The organism is Streptomyces lateritius (genome assembly GCF_014649715.1).
GTDB classification, from domain to species: Bacteria; Actinomycetota; Actinomycetes; order Streptomycetales; family Streptomycetaceae; genus Streptomyces; species Streptomyces lateritius.
Map to the genome: position 1 here is coordinate 514,900 of NZ_BMTO01000003.1, position 18,156 is coordinate 533,055.

Genomic DNA, 18,156 nt, shown 5'->3' on the forward strand with positions numbered 1-18,156 from the left:
GCCAGCAGGGAGCAGAACCCGATGGACAGCAACGCCTTCGTCTACACCACCTATATCCGCACCACACCCGAGGAGCTCTGGCAGGCCCTCACCGACCCCGCCTGGACGCGCCGCTACTGGGGCGTGGCCTTCGAGACGACGTGGGCCGCCGGCTCGCCGATGGTCTGGGACGAGGGCGGCCGGAAGACCGCGCACCCCGATCAGGTGGTCCTCAGGGCCGACCCCGGCCGGCTCCTCTCGTACACCTGGCACACCTTCACGCCGGAGTGGGCCGAGGCGGTCGGCATCGACGACGAGGTGTACACCAGGCTCGCGAGGGAACGCCGCTCGAAGGCGACCTTCGCGATCGAACCGGCGGGGGACATGGTCAAGCTCACCCTCATCCACGACGAACTGGAGCCCGACGGGACGGTCCGCAGCCTGGTCGGCGAGGGCTGGCCGGCCCTGCTCTCCAGCCTCAAGTCCCTCCTGGAGACCGGTGAGGAGCTGCCGGATCCGCCGCGCTGAGCCGCGGCGCCGGTGCGTTTCAGAACTGAGCCGTCCGGTGCGGTCCGACGCCCCGGAGGCCCATCGCGTCGGCGAACGCGTCCTCGACGCGCGGACGGAGCCGCACGTCGTGGGGGCCTGTCCTGGGTCGGCCCCCCCACGATGCTCCACCACCACCGGCCCTGGGCCCTGAGCCGGGACGCGGGGCCGTGGGGCAGCGCCCTGGCCCGCGCGCGACGCCCGCCGGCCGCTCCTCGGGCGGCCTGCGACGGGCGCTCCCGACCGGCGCTGTGCACGGCGGCGTGACCGGCGGCGTGCCGACCGGCCGCCCCGGACGCCCTCGGTGATACTGGCGCCTGCCTCACCACCCGTACCCCTATCCGTACCCGGACCGCGAGGGAGCCGTCATGCCGGACGTCACCAGGGTCGAGCTCGGGGACGCCGTGCTCTATGTGGAGGCGGAACCGCTCGGCCCCGAGTCGGACCTCGAAGGCGTACGCGACCACGTCCCCGACCTCTCCGGCGTCACCAGCGCCCTCGCCTCCTTCGCCGGGCAGCTGAGCGACGCGCTGCGCCGGGCGGCACCGGACCGGGCGTCCGTCGAGTTCGGTTGCCAGCTCGGCATGGACGCGGGCGGACTGACCGCGCTCATCGTCAAGGGCAGCGGCAGCGCCAACCTGCGGGTGACGCTGGAGTGGACCAAGCCCTCGGCCTGAGCCGCTCACTCCTCGACGGGCACTGCCTGGCGGTACTCGACCGTCAGCGTCACCGGAGTGTCCCTGTTGACGAAGAGGTACGCGGTGGACAGCGGGGCGGACTCGAAGCGCAGCCGCACCTGGGTGGTACCGCGCCGGTCGAGGGCCGCCAGTGCCTCGGGTGACAGGTCCGTCGAGGTGGCGGTGCCCGAGGAGAAGGCGGCGAACCGAGCCCCGCCCGACACCGTGGCCGCGGCCGACCAGTCCGAGGCCTCGACCGCGCAGGTCCCGAAACAGCCGGTACGGACGTCCGCCAGGAGCCGGTTGCCCGCCGGCGAGGCCCATGGGTCGCCGGACCCGCCGCTCCGGCTCACCGTCAGATACGCCCGGGTGACCTCCTTGCCCGCCGGGATCCCCGACGTGTCGAACGACAGCAGCGCCCGGTTCACCTTGCCGTCGGTGCCCCGGCCGAGCGCGAGACCGTAGGTGTCCTCCAGCGTGCCGGCCGTCGCGCCCGATCCGTCGGCCGCCGCCTTCACGTAGCCGTCCTGGGCGTCCACGCTCGCCAGGGCGACCCGGTCGCCGGCGGGCGGGGCAGTGGAGCCGCGAAGGGCCCGGACCATGGCCATCACCGCCTCGATCTGCTTTCCGCCGTGGTGCGCGTAGGCGGAGTCGCCGAGGTACCCCCACCAGTTCCAGCATCCGTTGGGGTTCTCGAGCGTGGTCGTCGCGGCGGCCTGTGGGTACAGCACGATCATGTCGTTGGTGTCGGCGTACTCGTTGAGATACGCCTTGTCGACGAACTGGGTCCCGAAGCCCTGGTGGCCGTACCCCTGCTTGCAGCCGTGCAGGGCGACCATCAGGGTGCAGAGGGCGCCGTCGGAGCAGGACGTCGGCACGTACGCGAACCCCTTGTCGCCCATCGAGATCGCCGCCGCCCCGCCGGGTGCGTAGGCGTTCTGGTCGAACTGCACGAGCGTGCCGCCGGGGGCGGCGCTCGGGGCGGCGACGGAGCCCAGAAGATGGCCGAGCAGATCACGCTCGGCGTCGAGACCGCAGTTGTTGATCCACGGACTCTGCGTAACCGCACAGGAGTTGGGCCCGAGCGGGCTGATCCAGGCGTGCCCGGCCGCGGAGGAGCGGTCGTACCGGACCGACGCGCCGAACCGGCCGTAGTAGTCCGCCAGCGCGTCGGCCACCGGCCGCTTCACCGTCGCGTCGCCCGAGCCGCTGAAGACGTACACCGGGTCGCCCGCGAGGTTCGCCACCGGGTCGACGAGTCCCCGCGCCGACCGGTCCCGGGTGGTCTGCTCCAGCTTCGCGAGCTGAAGGTCCTGCGTGGTGTTCATGCAGGCGTTGAGCGCGGTGGAGAGCGTGTTCTGGGCGCAGTCGTACGGCCCCGAGGCGAAGGCCGCCGAGCCGCTGAACGTACCGGAGTACGCCACGTGGAGCTGCGTGGCCATGTAGCCGCCGGACGATATCCCGGAGCTGTAGACGGCATCGACGTTGTACGGCCGCAGCTCACCGGGTACGGGAGCGGGGGCGGCGGCCGTCGCCGGGGAGGCGCCCGGGAACAGGGCTGTGGCCGCGAGGAGCAGCAGGGCCGTCAGCCGGCCCGTGCGCCGACGAAGGCGAGGACGGCGCGGGCGGTCGGGGCGGGGTGGGGGCATGGGATCTCCCGGGCGGCTCGATCGGGTGGGTCTCGGCCGGGACATTAAAGGGGTGTCGGGCACGGCTCCTATGGGCCCGGCCCCCACAACGACCGGCCTGGAATATGGCGCTCCGTCATCTGGCAGCCCCGCTACGGCAGCCGTCGCTCGCTGCCTGCGACGATGACCCCATGAATGCGAGCGACATGAATGTGAGCGACGAGGCGCGGGACGGGCTGCTGGCCGAAGCGATACGGCTCCGGGAACAGGGCCGTCAGGAGGAGGCGCGGGCCCGCCTGCTGGAACTCTCCGCACGGTACCCCGACGACGCCGAGGTGGCGTACCAGACCGCCTGGGCGCACGACGTGCTCGGCCTGGAGGCCGAGGCTGTGCCCTTCTACGAGCGCGCCCTCGACGGCACGGGCGCGGCCGTCCTGTCGACGGACGACAGGCGGGGCGCGCTCCTCGGCCTCGGCAGCACGTACCGCGTCCTCGGCCGCTACGAGCGGGCCGTCGCCACGCTGCGCCGCGGTGCCGAGGAGTTCCCCGACGACGGGGCGCTGCGCGCCTTTCTCGCGATGGCCCTGTTCAACACGGGCGACCACCACGAGTCCACCCGCCTGCTCCTGAACCTGCTCGCGGCCACGAGCGACGATCCGGACGTCCGCAGGTACCGTCCGGCCATCGAGTACTACGCGCGGGACCTGAACGAGACCGTGTGAGCGCCGCCGGCCGCGCTGCTGGACCCCGCGAACCCGGACCCGTGGAAGGACGAAGCCCGTCCCTGGGCCGTGTCCGTGAAGTCCCGTCTGGCCCGCGGCGCCTGGTACGCACGTTCGCCGCGTTGCCGGGGTCACCCGAGTACGCCCGGTATGAGGGCGACCCTCCGCCTCGCGATCGCACGCACCGGGCGCCGCGGGCCCTGCCCTGCGGGCGGACGGCGCTACCTTCCGGACACGACCTAGTCGTTGACGGCGGTCAGCAGGACGACCGCGTCGTCCAGGGCCGTCAGGCCGTGGCGTTCCTTCGGGATCATGCGGAGCTGGCCCACCGACAGGTCCTCGGAGCGGTCCGCCGCCGTCAGACGTACGCGGCCGCGGAGGACCTGGAGGCTCGCGGCCGGCGGGGCGTTGTGCTCGTCGAGGGCCGCGCCGGACACCAGGGCGATGACACTCTGCCGGAGCACTCCGTCGTGGACCACCAGATGGGCGCTCCGGCCGTGCGCGTCGGCGTGCGCCTTGGCCAGATGCTCGTCGGCGAGGGCTGCGAGATCCTGCATCGTTTCTCCCTGCGGGGTGCGCGGGTCGTGAGTCCCAGCCTCGCGCCTGTCACGCGGGACGCAACTCGGGACCGCCGTGTCGGGCCCGGGCGACCACCAGAGCGGCCGCGACCGAGAACCCCGCCGCGGCCAGGACCGCCGCCGTCGAGCCTACGGGCTGATCTGGCAGACGGCCGCCGAGAACGCCCTGATCCGGGCCTTCGTCGAGGCCGTCACGGAACGCCCCTGAGGTGAGCCCCCTGAGGTGAGCCCCTGAGGCGGGCCCTGAGACGCCCGCAGAGGAGCGCTGCCGGGGTGTGACGCCGAGGTGCGCCGTGGCGGCGCGCGGGTGTGTCCCGGCCGGGCACGGGAAGCACCGCGGCTACGGTGATCCGGTGCAGCGAGCCGCAGACCGCGCGACGCTCGCCGCGTTCCTCGCCACCGCGCTCCTCGCGGGCGGAAACGCGGTCGGCGTCCGATTCAGCAACCGCGAACTCGATCCGCTGTGGGGCGCGGCCCTGCGTTTCGGCGCCGCCTCCCTGCTGCTCCTGGCCGTCATGGCCGTACGGAGACTGGAGTTCCCGCGCGGCAGGGCGCTCGCCGGAGCCGTCCTCTTCGGCGTCCTCAACTTCGGTGTGACGTTCGCGCTCGCGTACTACGCGCTCGTCCGCATCCACGCCGGACTCGGCCAGACGGTCCTCTCCCTGGTCCCGCTGGCCACTCTGCTGCTCGCGGTGGCGCAGCGGCTCGAACGGTTCCGGCTCATGGCGGCCGTCGGCACCGTCTTCGCCGCGGCGGGTGTCGCCGTCATCTCACGGGCCTCCTTCGAGGGCGATGTGCCTCTGCCGTCCTTCCTGGCGCTCGTCGGCAGCATGCTGGCGTTCGCGCAGGCCACCGTGTCGGTACGACGGCTGCCGAAGGTCCACGCGGTGACGATGAACGCGGTGGGCATGACGGCCGCCGCCGTCCTGCTGTTCGCCGGCTCGCTCGCGGCCGGCGACACCTGGCGGCTGCCGGACCGCGCGGCGACCTGGTGGGCGCTCGCCTATCTCGTGGTTGGCGGCTCGGTCCTGACCTTCGTCCTCTACCTGTTCGTCGTCCACCGGTGGGACGCCTCACGCGCCTCGTACGTCTTCGTCGTCATCCCGGTCGTCACCATCGTCCTGTCGGCCTGGCTCGACGACGAACCCCTCACCTCATGGCTGCTGATCGGCACCCCGCTCATCCTGGTCGGCGTCTACCTCGGGGCCCTGCGCAAGCGCCCCGCGCCCAGCCTCCACAGGCCGGCGCCGCGCCCGTGAGGTGGTCGTACGCCATGTGGGCGTGCAGTCGGACGCCCGTGAGCAGCGTGTCGTCGTCCGCGTAGAAGCGCGGGTTGTGGTTGGTGACCAGACCGCGTCCGTGCGGCAGTGGCACCGGGCGGCCGTCGGCGTCCAGAGAGGCGTCCTGGACGCCGAGCATCACGTACAGGCCGCCGAAGCGGTTCACGAACTCCGAGACGTCGTCGTAGCCGAGCGTCGCCCCCGTCTCCACCATCCGCTCCTCGCCCACCACCCGGCGGATCGTCGGAAGGCCCGCCTCGACCCACTCCGCGCTGTTGTGCACCGGCGGAACGGGCTGGAGGTACGCGACGGACGCGGTGGCGCCGTACGCCTGCGCCGAGTGCTCGGCCAGCGTCGTCAACCTCCGTCGCACCTCGGGCATGTCCGATTCCACCGCGCAGCGGACGGTGCCCCACAGAGTCACCGTCCGGCCGATGATGTTGAACCGCCCCACGTCCTCCACGTGCCCCACGGACACCGTGATCGCGTCGAACGCGGAGACCTGCCGGTACAGCTGCCCGATGCCGGTCAGGACCGCGCCCGCCGCCGGCATCGGGTCGATGCCCTGCCAGGGGGTGGAGCCGTGCGTCTGCTCGCCGGTGATCACGATCTTGACCAGGGTCGAGGCGCCGTACTGGTTCCCTACCCGAAGGCCGACGTAGCCCTTCGGGTAGGGCGTGACGTGCATCCCGAAGACCATCGTCGGCACGGGGTCGGTGAACGCGCCCGCCTCGACCATCGCCCGCGCCCCGCCCTGCTCGGTGACCGGCGGGCCCTCCTCGGCGGGCTGGAAGACGAACAGCACCGTCCCCGGCAGCCGCTCGCGCACCCCCGCGAGAACGGTGGCCGCACCCATGAGCATCGCGGTGTGGCAGTCGTGGCCGCAGGCGTGCGAGACGGGGGACGGCCCCCCGGGGCAGGCGGCGTCCACCACGTCCGATGCGAACTCCTCGCCGCACAGGTCCTGGACGGGCAGCGCGTCCATGTCCGCCCGCAGCGCCGCCACCCGCCCGCCCGGGGAGCCGCCCCGCAGGACGCCCACGACACCGTGTCCGGCGATCCCGGTACGGACCTCGTCGAGGCCCAGGGAGCGCAGATGGTCCGCGACGAACCGGGCGGTCTCCGCCTCGCGGTTGGGGAGTTCCGGGTTCCGGTGCAGATGCCGGCGCCAGGCGACGACCCGGGCGGCCACCTCCTCGGCACGCCGGTCCAGTTCCTCGTGGACCCCTGCGCCGCCGTCATCGACCCCCGCGCTGCTCAAGGGACACGTCCTCTCGGAGTACGACCGTCCCTCCAGCGTCGCATCCCGCCTCCTTCGTGCTCCCTCGCCGCGCGGGCCCCCTCTCGCACCTGCCGCCGCGTCAGGCCGGGAAGGCCGCCGCCGGGGTGCCCCGGGCGATGATCGTCGCCGTGTCCACGCCGGGCGGCAGCGTGCCGAAGGCGATGCCCCAGTCGCTGTCCAGGCGCGAGGCGCAGAAGGCGTCCGCCACCGCGGGATGACCGTGCCGGACGAGGAGGGAGCCCTGCAGGACCAGCGCCATCCGTTCGACCAGGCGGCGCGCCCGGTACTGGACGGCGGCGGCGTCGCCGAGGTCGCCCAGATCCTTGCGCAGCCGGGCCGTGGCCGCGTCCAGGCGCCGGTCGGCGCCCGCCGCGCGGTCGATCTCCGCGAAGAACGCGTCGACGGCCTGCGGCTGCCGCCCCATGGCCCGCAGCACGTCGAGCGCGGCCACGTTGCCGGAGCCCTCCCAGATGGAGGGGAGCGGGGACTCGCGGTAGAGCCGGGGGAGTCCCGAGTCCTCGACGTAGCCGTTGCCGCCCAGACACTCCAGGGCCTCCGCCGCGTGGGCGGGGGCCCGCTTGCACACCCAGTACTTCGTCACCGCGAGACCGATCCGGCGCAGCAGCTCCTCCTCCGTGTCACCCGCGGCCGCCCGGTCCACCGCCCCGGCGAGCCGAAGGCTCGCGATCGTCGCCGCCTCCGCCTCCACCGCCAGGTCGGCCAGGACGTTGGTCATCAGCGGCTGGTCGACCAGCCGGGCACCGAACGCGCTGCGGTGCGTGGCGTGGTGCACCGCCTGCACGAGGCCCTGGCGCATGCCGGAGGCCGAACTCACCGCGCAGTCCAGACGGGTCATGTTCACCATCCGGATGATGGTCGCCACGCCCCGGCCCTCCTCGCCGACCAGACGCCCCAGAGCACCCTCGTACTCGATCTCGGAGGAGGCGTTGGACCGGTTGCCGAGCTTGTCCTTGAGCCGCTGGAGGCGAATCGCGTTGCGGGTGCCGTCCGGCAGGACGCGCGGCACCAGGAAGCAGGAGAGTCCCCCCGGCGCCTGCGCCAGGGTGAGGAACACGTCCGACATCGGCGCCGAGGTGAACCACTTGTGACCGGTGAGCGTGTAGAAACCGTCCTCGCCGGTCGGCACCGCCCGTGTCGTGTTGGCGCGGACGTCCGAGCCGCCCTGCTTCTCGGTCATCGACATCCCGGCGATGACGCCCCGCTTCGACGTCGGCTCGCGCAGCCCGAAGTCGTAGAAGGGGGAGGTCAGGAGCGGCTCGTACACCTCGGCGAGATCGGGCTGGGCGCGCAGCGCCGGCACCGCCGCGTACGTCATCGAGATCGGACACAGGTGGCCCGGGTCTGCCTGTCCCCACACGAACACCTTGGCCGCCCGCGCCACATGGGCGCCCGGCCGCTCGTCGCGCCACGGCGCCCCGTGCAGACCGTGCCGCACGGCGACGGTCATGAGCTCGTGCCAGTACGGGTGGAACTCCACCTCGTCGACACGGTGACCGTAGCGGTCGTGCGTGTGCAGCACCGGGGAGTTCCGCTCGGCGAGGCGCCCCCACTCCTGGGCCTGTTCGCCGCCGGCCAGCACCCCCAGCTCGCGCACCTCGGCCTCCGCCCAGTCGGCGCCCTCCCGGCGCAGGCTCTCCAGCAGTGCCGGGTCGGCCGAGACGTCGTGACCACTCAGCGGCGGGACCTGATTGGTGACCTCATGCGTGTTCGGCATCGGGAACTCCCAGGGCTCTCAGGGTGAAGGTGACCAGGGCGGGTACGGTGTCGGGCCCCACGGTTCCCTCCGCCAGCGGGCCGACGAGCGCCTCCGCGCCCGCCCCCACGAGGGCGGAGGCCGTCAGCGAGGCGTCCTGCGGGGGGAGGCGTCCGGAGCGCACGCCCTCGGCGATCTGCTCGGCGAACACATCGCGGAACGCCCGCCGGAACACCAGCCGTTCGGCGTCCACGGCCGGATCGACGGGCTCTGCGAGCAGGGCGTAGGCGAGGCGCGGAGACCTCAGGGCCCGGTTCGCGAACGTCTCGATGACGGCGACGACCCGCCCGGCGGCGTCCCCGCCGCCGGGTCGCCGGGCAGCCTCGGACACGGCGGCCACCTCGCGGGAGACCACGGTCCGGAACAGCTCGACGGCGAGCTCGCCCTTGCTGGGGAAGTGGCGGTAGACGCTGCCGGTGGCGATCCCGGCCCGCGCCGCGACCGCGGCCATCGTGCAGCCCGCGTAACCGTGCTCGGCGAGCAGGCCGAGCGCCGCGTCCACGACGGTGGCGCGCCGGTCGTCGAGCCGGGCCTGGACGGCGGGCGTGCGTCGGTAGGGCATGGAAGAAGTGAAGCAATGATTCACTTCTTCATCAAGAGTCGGCGACGGCACCCCGCCCCCAATCCGGTGCCGGCGGCGTGGCGAGGGCCCGCGACCCGGTGCGCCGAGGGGCCGGGCCTGTCGATAGGTTCGGACGCATGACCGTGCGACGTGCCGACGTGCATCACTCGTCCTCGACCTGGCAGCAGCCGGTGCCGCGCTCGGCGTCCGCCGAACGGGCCGCGCTGATCGAGGAGGTCGCGAAGGAGATCCTGGCGCGCGGTCCCGGGCGGCTGCTCGTCGGCGTCGACGGGTTCACCGCGGCCGGGAAGACGAGCTTCGGACACGAGCTGGCCCAGTGGATCGGGAACGCCGGGCGGCCCGCGCTCCGGGCGACGCTCGACGACTTCAAGAAGCCGTGGAAGGACCGGCACCTCTACGACCGCGAGTCCGGCGAGGGCTACTACCGCAACGCCTACGACTACGAGCTGCTCAGGCGCCTGCTCCTGGACCCGTGCCGGAATCCCGGAGCCGACTCCTGCTCCCTGTGCGGCATCGACCCGCTGACCCAGCGGGACCACTCCGCCGAGCGGACCCCGCTCGCGCCGGACGCGGTGCTCGTCGTGGACGGGGTCTTCGCCTTCCGGCCGGAGATCGACTCCTTCTGGGACTACCGGATCTGGATCGACATCGACGCCGAACTCTCCGTACGGCGGGGCGCGGAGCGCGACCAGGACTGGGCGGGGTCCGACGCCGAGTCCCTCCACCGTGACCGGTACCTGGTGGCGGAGCGGATCTATCTCGACGAGGTCGACCCGCTGCCGAGGATGGACGCCCTCGTCGACAACACGGACTTCGCCCGCCCCCGCCTGCTGCCGCCGCCCCCGCCGAAGCGGAGGCGGCGCCCGCCGATCACCCGCCGCGACGACTTCGACGCCCTCGTCGTCCGTACGGACTACACGCACGAGGACGGCTGGCGGGCCGTCGGGGCCGCCCTCGCCGAGGACCCCGAGCTCACCGCGCACATCGTCGACGATCCGGCCTGGGCGGGGGCGGAGGTGGACGAGGTGCTGGCGGCGGTCGCCGCCGACGACGAGCTGAGCGTCGTCTTCCTCGCCGACGCCACGACGGTGGCCTCCGCACCCCACGCCCTGCTCGCCGTGACGACCACGTCGCGGGCGGAGTGCGAGGACGACGAGGAGTACGCGCGGCTCACCGAGTTCGGCGACCGTTTCCGTACGATCCCGGCGGGCGTCCACGGCGTCCACGTCAACCTGTCCCTCGGGAACATGGGGTTCGAGGAGTACGCAGAAGCTGCCGGTGATGATCCGGAGAGAATCTTCCGCGGGTTCTGACGGGGGAGCGCCCGAGCCTCGGGCCGCTCGGGCGCTCCCGCGTTCGTCAGCCGACGAAGATCTCGGTCAGGGACCAGACGGCGAGAGCCGCCATGCACAGTCCGCCGATGCGCTGAACCCTCTTCAGCGGCACGCGCTTGGCGATGAACCGGCCGGCGACCAGGGCGAGCGCGGAGACGCTCATCAGGGCCGCGGCGGAGCCGATCGCCGTCGACCACGTGCCGTTGGTGGCGGCGAGGTTGGCGGTGGTGATCTGCGTCAGGTCGCCCCACTCGCTGATGAAGACGGCCATGAAGGCGGTGGAGCAGACGGGCCAGAAGCCCGTCACCGTCCTGCCGCCGGCCTCGTCCTGCTCGTCGTCGCCCCCGCCGCGCAGCAGCATGAAGGCGCCGAAGGCGAACAGCAGGGCCGAGACGAGCTTCACGATCCAGTCGGGCAGCAGGCCCAGGAGACTGCCGGCGCCCACGGCGATGGCGACATGCGCGAGGAACGCGGTCGAGGTGCCGAACCAGACGTACAGCGGACGCATGCGCGTGCCCATCGCGAGGGACGCGAACATCGTCTTGTCGGGAAGCTCGGCAAGGAAGATCAGCCCGAAGGCGGTCAGGATCGCCAAGGGGTCGAGGTGCATACCGGGGGGCTCTCTGCTCGGTTCCGGGCCCGGGATCCGCACGGCACCACGTGGGCGACGGGAAGAACCACTCGGCCCGGCATGACGGACCACACCCGCGGGACGCGGGCATGGCGAATGCCTGGCCGAAGGTCTCGCCCGCCCGCGCTTCCGCACGGACCCGGCCACCGGGAACCCGAGGGCTCCAGTGTGTCGACGACCGGTTCGCAGGGCTACTCCCCTTCGCTGCCGACCAGTGTAGCGGAGCCCTCCTCCGGACCTTCCGTCCGCCGGCCCTGTTCCCCGATCTTGGTAGACACTGTCTACGACGCCTGGTAGACAGTGTCTATGAACGAAGAACCCGAGGCCGGGCTGCGCGGCCGACTGATCGACGCCGGAGTCGAGTTGGTACACGCGGAGGGGGCACAGGCCCTGTCCCTGCGGGAGATCGCCCGACGCGCCGGCGTCTCCCACGGTGCCCCGCGCCGCCACTTCCCGACCCACCTGGACCTGCTCTCGGCCATCGCCCACCAGGGCTTCGCCGATCTCGCCGACCGGGTCGCCGCCACGCTCGCGGCGGGACACGACGGCCCCCGCGCCGAACTCGACGCCCTCGCCCGCGCCTACCTCGACTTCGCGCTGACCCGCCGCGGCATGTACGAACTGATGTTCCGGCACGACCTGCTGGAGAGCGGCCGCCTCGGGCTGCGCGAGACCAGCCTTCCGCTCTTCGAGCTCCTCACCCGGCTCGTCGACCGCGCCCGCCCCGGAGCCGGCCCCGAGCCCTCCCTCGTCGCCGGCGCGCTGTGGGCGAACCTCCACGGCATCGCACAGCTCTGGGGCTGGGGCAGTCTCCAGCTGGCCTCCGGGACGGACGCCGTCGAACCGCTGCTCCGGGCCGCCGTCGACGCCCACCTCGGACCGGCGGGCCTCGCCCGGTGATACGCCAACGCCACCTCACCCTCGCCTGCAGCGTCGTCGGAGCCGCCGTCGTCGCCCTCGACGGGACCGTCCTCACCCTCGCCCAGCCCGCACTCCAGCGCGACTTCGACGCGGACTTCGGACAGGTCCAGTGGACCAGCACCGGCTATCTCGTCGCGGTCGCGAGCCTGCTCGTCTTCGCGGGCCGGCTCGGGGACCGCTACGGCCACCGCCGGATCTTCGCCCTCGGGACGCTCGGCTTCGCCGCCGCGTCGGCCGGTATCGCGCTGGCCCCGGGCATCGGATGGGTGATCGCGCTGCGCGTCCTGCAAGGCGTCTGCGGAGCGCTGCTGCAGCCCGCCACCCTCGGCATGCTGCGCGCCGCGTACCCGGCCGACCGGCTGGCGATGCCCATCGCGCTGCGCACCAGCGCCATCGGCCTCGCGGCCGCGGCGGGCCCGCTCGTCGGAGGCGCGCTGGTGAGCGCGTACGGCTGGCGATCCGTCTTCGCGCTCACTGTGCTTCCCGCCTTCGCGATCGGAATCCTCGCCCTCGCCGTCCCCGCGCCGACCGCGTCCGCCGAGCCGCTCTTCCCGGCGGCGTCGCCGACCCTGGCGGAGCGGGGGCGCCTGACCGCCGCGGGGACCCGAGCATCCCTCGACCTGCCGGGCGCCTTCCTGCTCGCCGTGACGCTGGCCTGCCTGGTCCATGTCCTCGTCGCGGCACCGGAGACCGGCGCCACCGCGGGCACCGCGCTCGCCCTCGCCACGGCGCTCGTCGCCGGAGCGGTCCTCGTACGGCACGAGCGGCGCGCCGCCCACCCGCTCCTGCCGCCCGCGCTCCTGCGCTCCCGGCCCGTCGCGGCCGGCCTCGGGGCTCTCCTCGCCGCGTCGGCCGCCCTCTTCGGCTCCCTCTTCGTGGCGACGTACTTCCTCCAGGACGTCCGCGGCCTCGACCCCCTGACGAGCGCCGTGTGGACCCTGCCCCTCGCCGTCCTGATGGTGCTCGGCGCGCCCGCCGCCGCCCTGGCGCAACGCCGGTTCGGACCCCGCCGTACGACCGTGGCGGGAGCCCTTCTGCTCTCCTCGGGGGTCCTGCTGCTCTCCCGGCTCGACGAGCGGGCCACGGCCGTGACGACGGGCGGCTGTTTCGTCCTGCTCGGCGCCGGATTCAGTACGGTCATGGTCACCGCCACCGCCGTAGTGGTGAAGCGGGCGGCCGCCGCCGACGCCGGAGTCGCGGGCGGGCTCCAGCAGACCGCCATGAACACCGGCCCCGCACTCGGCGTCGCCATGGCGACCCTGCTCATGACCCTCGACCCCTCCGCCGCGTTCGTCCCCGCGATGGGGACCACACTCCTCGCCCTGGCGGCCGTCGCCGCCCTGGGCGCCGCCGCGGCCCTCGGGCTGCCCGCCGGATCCGCGGCCCCACGGGAAGCGGAACGCCCCCCGCCCGCGCCGCTCCGTCGCTGAACCGGCACCGGACACGCCCGGCGGGCGGCGCCCCGGCGCCGCCGCCCGCCCTGCGTACGATCACGAGATGCCCTCCGGAGGTCACCGCCACCGTCGTCGCCGTTCCTGGTCCCGGCCGCGCGCACAGATCACCATCGGCCGCGCGCTACCCGTCCTCGTCATGATCCTGACCGTGGTCGCCGACATCCTCACCCCCGACCGGGAACGCTTCGACCGGCTCCTCGTGGCGGCACCCGCTCTCGCCGCCGTGACCTGGAGCGTCCGGGGAACCGTCGTCATCGGGCTGGTCGCCATGGCGCTGCGCGGGCTGCTCGGCGCGCTCAGGGGCGAGCCGTTCGTCCCCGACCTCCTCGCCAACGAAACGGTCCTGGCGACCGTGACCGCGGCAGCCGTCTGGGTCAGCCGCGTGCGGGCCCGTCACGAACGGGATCTGCGGGAGGTCACCGCCGTCGCCGAGGTCGTCCAGCGGGTCGTCCTGCGCCCCCTCGCGCCCCGGCTCGGCCCCCTCGCACTCCATCTGCTGTACGTCGCCGCCGCGGCCAAGGCACGGATCGGCGGCGACTTCTACGAGGCCGTCCGAGTGCCCGGCGGCGTACGGCTGATGCTCGGTGACGTCCAGGGCAAGGGGCTCGGCGCGGTCGAGACCGCCTCCGTCCTGCTCGGTTCCTTCCGCGCCGCCGTCGACGACGCCCCCGATCTGCCGGCGCTCGCCGACCGGCTGGAGAAGGGACTCAACCGCTTCGGGGCCTGGGACCCCGGCTCGGACGCGGCCGAACGCTTCGCCACCGTCGTCCTCGTCGAGATCCCCGACGACACGGACGTCGTACGCCTCCTCAGCTGCGGCCACCCCGCGCCCCTTCTCCAGCACGGCGCGCGGGTACGCCCCGTCGACTTCAGCGACCCTTCGCTGCCGGTCAGCCTGGCCGGGCTCGCCGACGCCCGCCACCGCGTGGAGGAGGTCCCCTTCGCGCCCGGGGACCGCCTGCTGCTGTTCACCGACGGAGTGAGCGAGACCCGCGACCGCGCCGGCACCTTCTACCCCTTGGAGGAGCGGATGCGACGCTGGGCGGAGGAGCCGGGCGAGCGGCTCCCGGCCCTGCTCCATGGGGACCTGGTCGCCTACGGGGCCGACGGCCTCGATGACGACGTGGCCGCGATCCTCGTCGAACGGCTCCCCGACGCGGCGCTCGTGCGCGAACCGTCCCTGTGACGGCACGGACAACCACGAGGGGCCGGCAGCGGCCGAGGCGGCGGCTCAGGAGCGCTCGGGGACCGACTCGTACAGCACCGTGTGGAACCGCCCCTCCGTCTCCCGCCCCTCCGGATCCGCCCCGAGCGCCCGTACCGCCTCGACGGCGAAGCGCTGCTCGCCCGCGTCGGTGAACAGCCGCTGCGGATAGGTCCGGGACGGGTCGGAGAAGGTCCGCAGGCCGTGGGCCGCCAGACACTCCTCGATCGGCCGGTACGGCACCGTACGCAGCACGAAGGCGCTGATCCGCAGCGGTCGCCGCGCCCAGGGGAGCAGCGCGGCGAAGGTGCGCCGGGTGAGGTAGCTGCCGCCGCCGGTCAGTGTGATCAGCCCGACGCCGGCCATCGCGGCCCGCAGCCGCGGACTCGGTGTCGCGTCCTCGCCCTCGCCCTTTTCCAGGTTCTCCGCGAAGGCGTCGTCGAGGAGCCCGACCTCGCGGGCGTACCTCAGCGCGTGTGCCGCGACGTCGAGCCCGATGACCGGGGCCGCGTCGGGACGGCGCCGGGCGGCGAAGAACTCCTTGTCCCGTACGGCGAGTTCGGCCGGGGTGAGTTCGCTGAGCGCAGGGTCGGTGTAGCGCGCGTACAGTTCGGCGAGCGTGACGTCGTGGTTGAGCAGGGCGGCGTTGATCCCGTACGAGCAGCACAGGTCGAGCACCGTCCCGCCCTCGCGCTCCGCCGCCGCGCGCCGGAAGGCGGCCTGGGCCTGCTGCGGGATCTCGTACTCCAGCGGCGCGAGACGCCGGAAGTACGCCCGCGGGTCGGGCTGGTCGTAGATGTCGTCGAACCGTGCCTTGCCGCCCGTGCCGGGCTGGGGCCCGCTCATAGGTCGCGCCTCCTCGAACAGGAGTCCACCCCTTCAGGATGGCCTCGCGACCAGGCTGCCGCACCGCGTGGCCCTTCCACACGCGCGAAACCGGGCGATCGGGGTCGGCCACCGTCCGCCCACGGTCCGAACGGCGCGCGACCCGCCGCGGGGCCGTCCGTCGCCTCAGGCGTTCAGTTCGTGTCCCGTCGTCGCGTCCACGTGGTCCGGGATCTCCTCGTGCCGGTCGCCTACCGTGAGCGTGCCGGTCGGCTCGAAGAGCAGGATCGTCGCGCCGGACGGGGCGGAGGGACGGTGCTCCACCCCCCGGGGCACGGTGAAGACCGAGCCCCGGGGTAGCGCCACCGTGCGCTCGGTCCCGTCCTCGCGCAGTGCGATGCGCAGTTCGCCGTCGAGGACGAGGAAGAACTCATCGGTCGTGTCGTGGGCGTGCCACACGTGCTCGCCGGCCACTTTGGCGACGCGTACGTCGTAGTCGTTGACCCGCGTCACGATGCGCGGGCTCCACAGCTCGTCGAAAGTGGCGAGGGCCTCGGCGAGGGCGACGGGGATGCTCTGCGTGCTGGTCACGGGGTTCTCGGCGTCCATGGGGCCATCCTCGGGCCGGGGTCCCGGCGCCGCGAGTGCTAGAAAGAGCATATGCCGCAAGGATCCTCTCATCCGGTCGCCGGGCTGCACCGCGTGGTCGTGATCGTCGACGCGAACTCGAACCCCTTCGAGCTGGGCTGCGTCACCGAGGTCTTCGGGCTGCGCCGCCCGGAGCTCGGTCGCGACCTGTACGACTTCCGGCTCTGCTCTCCCGAACCCCGCACTCTCATGCGGGACGGATTCTTCACGCTCACCGGCGTCGCCGGGCTCGAGGCGGCCGACGCCGCCGACACCCTGATCGTCCCCAACCGGCCCGACGTGGACGTGCCACGTCGTCCCGCCGTGCTCGACGCGGTCCGCCGCGCGCATGCACGCGGCGCTCGCCTGATCGGCTTCTGCAGCGGCGCCTTCACCCTCGCCGAGGCCGGCGTCCTCGACGGCCGGCGCGCCACAGTGCACTGGCAGTGGGCGGAGTCCTTCCGGGACCGCTTCCCCTCCGTGCACCTCGAACCGGACGTGCTGTTCGTGGACGACGGCGACATCCTCACCGCCGCCGGCAGCGCCGCCGCCCTCGACCTCGGACTCCACGTGGTGCGACGCGACCACGGGGCCGAGGTCGCCAACGCGGTGAGCCGTCGACTGGTCTTCGCGGCCCATCGCGACGGCGGCCAACGGCAGTTCATCGAGCGGCCGGTCCCCGACGTGCCCGACGCGTCCTTGGCGCCCCTCCTCGCCTGGGCCCAGGAGCGCCTCGGCTCCCCGCTGACCGTGGCCGACCTCGCGGCCCGCGCCGCCGTCAGCCCGGCGACGCTCCACCGCCGTTTCCGGGCCCAGCTCGGCACCACCCCGCTGGCCTGGCTGACCGGTGAGCGGGTCGCGCTCGCCTGCCGTCTCATCGAACGCGGCGAGTCCCGCTTCGAGGTCGTCGCCCGCAGCTGCGGCCTCGGGACCGCCGCCCATCTGCGCGCCCTGATGAACCGCGAGACGGGCCTGTCGCCGTCCGCGTACCGCCGCCGCTTCGGTCCGGCGGCCGGCTGAGCTCGCCGCGGGGGCGGTGCGGGCGGCCGGGGCTCAGGAGCCGGCTCTGCGGGCTCTCAGGAACGGTACGGGGTGTGCTCGGCCGCCCAGTCGGCGAGTGCCCTGGCGCAGTGCGCGACCGACTCCCGCCAGCTCCGGGCGGCGCCGTCGCCCGCCTCGTCGCTCACATGCTTCACGACCCGCAGCGGCACACCGGCGACGGCGGCGGCCGTCGCGAGGGCGTACGCCTCCATGTCGACCAGCGACGCCAGGGCGGCGAGCCGGTCCCGCGCGTCCGCGTCGGCGATGAAGGAGTCGCCGGTGGCCAGGGTCACGGCACCGCCGTCGGGCAGGGTCAGCGGCGCGCCGTACGTCTCACCGGTCAGCGTGGCCAGCAGCTCGCCGTCCAGATCGTGCTGGAGAACCTTGCCGACGACATGCGTGCCCGTCCACCCGGGACGCAGCGCTCCCGCCGTCCCCAGGTTCACCACGCCGGACGGTCGCGGGCCCCGGCCGAGTACGGTCGCCAGCGCCGTGGCGGCGTTCACCTTGCCCATGCCGGTCAGCAGGATCGGCAGGTCCGTGTCGAGGAACTGCGCCTCCTCCTTCACGGCGAGGACGAGCAGGGGGCGGCCGGCCGCGGTCTCTCCGATGAGTTCCATGGGGGCCACGCTAATTCCGCCGGGCCGGTCCCGTACAGCCGGGACCGGTGGGGGCCGGGCGGGCACGGCCGCCGGGACTTCCGGACCGTGCTGAGGGACCATGGAAGTGTCCGTATGCGCCAAGGAGATCACGATGGCAACCGGAACAGTGAAGTGGTTCAACGCGGAAAAGGGCTTCGGCTTCATCGCCCAGGACGGAGGCGGCCCGGACGTCTTCGTCCACTACTCGGCCATCGCCACCACCGGGTACCGCGAGCTCAACGAAGGACAGGCGGTCGAGTTCGACGTCGTCCAGGGCCCGAAGGGCCCCCAGGCCGAGAACGTCTCCCCCGCCTGAGGCGTACCAGGCCCGCGATCACGTCGTCCGTGGGACGACGCCGTCAGGGCCCCGATCACGTGTCAGTGCCGAGAGCACGTCGTCGCCCGGACCGCTCCGTCGGTCCGGGCGAT

19 protein-coding genes and 1 pseudogene are annotated in these 18,156 nt (G+C 73.3%); 11 read left to right on the forward strand and 9 right to left on the reverse strand.

Features of this window, described 5'->3' with window-relative positions:
- Nucleotides 1–72: 72 nt before the first annotated feature.
- Together IE136_RS08670 and IE136_RS08675 are read left to right on the forward strand one after the other, a co-directional pair.
- A pseudogene (locus tag IE136_RS08670) lies at nt 73–507 on the forward strand (SRPBCC domain-containing protein); the annotation flags it as partial.
- A gap of 386 nt (nt 508–893) precedes the next feature.
- Nucleotides 894–1,202, forward strand: a complete 309-nt coding sequence (locus tag IE136_RS08675) for a CU044_2847 family protein (protein WP_158992954.1) — start codon at nt 894–896, stop codon at nt 1,200–1,202.
- 5 nt (nt 1,203–1,207) lie between these two features.
- Here IE136_RS08675 and IE136_RS08680 read toward each other — a convergent pair whose 3' ends face one another.
- Nucleotides 1,208–2,851, reverse strand: a complete 1,644-nt coding sequence (locus tag IE136_RS08680) for an extracellular catalytic domain type 2 short-chain-length polyhydroxyalkanoate depolymerase (RefSeq protein ID WP_158992956.1) — start codon at nt 2,849–2,851, stop codon at nt 1,208–1,210.
- A 170-nt stretch (nt 2,852–3,021) separates the two neighbouring features.
- Here IE136_RS08680 and IE136_RS08685 point away from each other — a divergent pair, with 170 nt between their 5' ends.
- Entirely contained in the window at nt 3,022–3,552 is a 531-nt protein-coding gene (locus IE136_RS08685) for a tetratricopeptide repeat protein (RefSeq protein ID WP_229818721.1), read from the forward strand.
- A 239-nt stretch (nt 3,553–3,791) separates the two neighbouring features.
- Here IE136_RS08685 and IE136_RS08690 read toward each other — a convergent pair whose 3' ends face one another.
- Nucleotides 3,792–4,109, reverse strand: coding sequence for a cupin domain-containing protein (locus IE136_RS08690; RefSeq protein WP_158992958.1), 318 nt, complete (start codon nt 4,107–4,109; stop codon nt 3,792–3,794).
- A gap of 76 nt (nt 4,110–4,185) precedes the next feature.
- Here IE136_RS08690 and IE136_RS08695 point away from each other — a divergent pair, with 76 nt between their 5' ends.
- Nucleotides 4,186–4,338: a hypothetical protein gene (locus IE136_RS08695; RefSeq protein ID WP_189599987.1), complete on the forward strand. Its 153-nt coding sequence runs from the start codon at nt 4,186–4,188 to the stop codon at nt 4,336–4,338.
- A gap of 145 nt (nt 4,339–4,483) precedes the next feature.
- The gene (locus tag IE136_RS08700) at nt 4,484–5,389 is read left to right on the forward strand and encodes a DMT family transporter (RefSeq protein ID WP_189599988.1); all 906 of its coding nucleotides are present in this window, start codon (nt 4,484–4,486) and stop codon (nt 5,387–5,389) included.
- On the opposite strand, the gene IE136_RS08705 is transcribed toward IE136_RS08700, so the two are convergent.
- From IE136_RS08705 to IE136_RS08715, 3 genes are all read right to left on the reverse strand, one after another.
- Nucleotides 5,310–6,671 (reverse strand): M20 metallopeptidase family protein, encoded by a 1,362-nt coding sequence (locus tag IE136_RS08705; RefSeq protein WP_189599989.1) that lies wholly within the window; start codon nt 6,669–6,671, stop codon nt 5,310–5,312. The two genes, IE136_RS08700 and IE136_RS08705, sit on opposite strands and share 80 nt — an antisense overlap.
- Nucleotides 6,672–6,771: 100 nt before the next feature.
- Nucleotides 6,772–8,427, reverse strand: coding sequence for an acyl-CoA dehydrogenase family protein (locus IE136_RS08710; RefSeq protein ID WP_189599990.1), 1,656 nt, complete (start codon nt 8,425–8,427; stop codon nt 6,772–6,774).
- Nucleotides 8,411–9,028, reverse strand: a complete 618-nt coding sequence (locus tag IE136_RS08715; RefSeq protein WP_189599991.1) for a TetR/AcrR family transcriptional regulator — start codon at nt 9,026–9,028, stop codon at nt 8,411–8,413. Before IE136_RS08715 ends, IE136_RS08710 begins: the two co-directional genes overlap by 17 nt.
- Nucleotides 9,029–9,165: 137 nt before the next feature.
- Here IE136_RS08715 and IE136_RS35475 point away from each other — a divergent pair, with 137 nt between their 5' ends.
- Complete coding sequence (locus tag IE136_RS35475; protein ID WP_229818722.1) at nt 9,166–10,362, forward strand: DUF6924 domain-containing protein; 1,197 nt, start codon at nt 9,166–9,168, stop codon at nt 10,360–10,362.
- A 46-nt stretch (nt 10,363–10,408) separates the two neighbouring features.
- On the opposite strand, the gene IE136_RS08730 is transcribed toward IE136_RS35475, so the two are convergent.
- Entirely contained in the window at nt 10,409–10,993 is a 585-nt protein-coding gene (locus IE136_RS08730; RefSeq protein WP_189599992.1) for a TMEM165/GDT1 family protein, read from the reverse strand.
- A 327-nt stretch (nt 10,994–11,320) separates the two neighbouring features.
- Here IE136_RS08730 and IE136_RS08735 point away from each other — a divergent pair, with 327 nt between their 5' ends.
- The 3 genes from IE136_RS08735 to IE136_RS08745 all read left to right on the forward strand — a co-directional run bounded on the left by IE136_RS08735 (nt 11,321) and on the right by IE136_RS08745 (nt 14,575).
- On the forward strand, nt 11,321–11,914 hold the full coding sequence (locus IE136_RS08735) for a TetR/AcrR family transcriptional regulator (protein WP_158992966.1): 594 nt from the start codon (nt 11,321–11,323) through the stop codon (nt 11,912–11,914).
- Complete coding sequence (locus IE136_RS08740) at nt 11,911–13,365, forward strand: MFS transporter (RefSeq protein ID WP_229818723.1); 1,455 nt, start codon at nt 11,911–11,913, stop codon at nt 13,363–13,365. The genes IE136_RS08735 and IE136_RS08740 overlap by 4 nt, the downstream gene beginning before the upstream one ends.
- Nucleotides 13,366–13,432: 67 nt before the next feature.
- Entirely contained in the window at nt 13,433–14,575 is a 1,143-nt protein-coding gene (locus IE136_RS08745) for a PP2C family protein-serine/threonine phosphatase (protein WP_158992968.1), read from the forward strand.
- 45 nt (nt 14,576–14,620) lie between these two features.
- On the opposite strand, the gene IE136_RS08750 is transcribed toward IE136_RS08745, so the two are convergent.
- Both IE136_RS08750 and IE136_RS08755 read right to left on the reverse strand, forming a co-directional pair.
- Nucleotides 14,621–15,439: a hypothetical protein gene (locus tag IE136_RS08750; RefSeq protein ID WP_158992970.1), complete on the reverse strand. Its 819-nt coding sequence runs from the start codon at nt 15,437–15,439 to the stop codon at nt 14,621–14,623.
- A 165-nt stretch (nt 15,440–15,604) separates the two neighbouring features.
- Complete coding sequence (locus IE136_RS08755; RefSeq protein WP_158992972.1) at nt 15,605–16,027, reverse strand: cupin domain-containing protein; 423 nt, start codon at nt 16,025–16,027, stop codon at nt 15,605–15,607.
- Between the two features lie 51 nt (nt 16,028–16,078).
- On the opposite strand from IE136_RS08755, the gene IE136_RS08760 reads away from it, so the two are divergent.
- Complete coding sequence (locus tag IE136_RS08760) at nt 16,079–17,065, forward strand: GlxA family transcriptional regulator (RefSeq protein WP_189599993.1); 987 nt, start codon at nt 16,079–16,081, stop codon at nt 17,063–17,065.
- A gap of 56 nt (nt 17,066–17,121) precedes the next feature.
- Here the strand turns inward: IE136_RS08760 and IE136_RS08765 are convergent, their stop codons facing one another.
- Nucleotides 17,122–17,706, reverse strand: a complete 585-nt coding sequence (locus IE136_RS08765; protein ID WP_189599994.1) for a nucleosidase — start codon at nt 17,704–17,706, stop codon at nt 17,122–17,124.
- 133 nt (nt 17,707–17,839) lie between these two features.
- Between IE136_RS08765 and IE136_RS08770 the strand changes: the two genes are divergently transcribed.
- Nucleotides 17,840–18,043 (forward strand): cold-shock protein, encoded by a 204-nt coding sequence (locus IE136_RS08770; RefSeq protein ID WP_158992978.1) that lies wholly within the window; start codon nt 17,840–17,842, stop codon nt 18,041–18,043.
- Nucleotides 18,044–18,156: the final 113 nt, after the last annotated feature.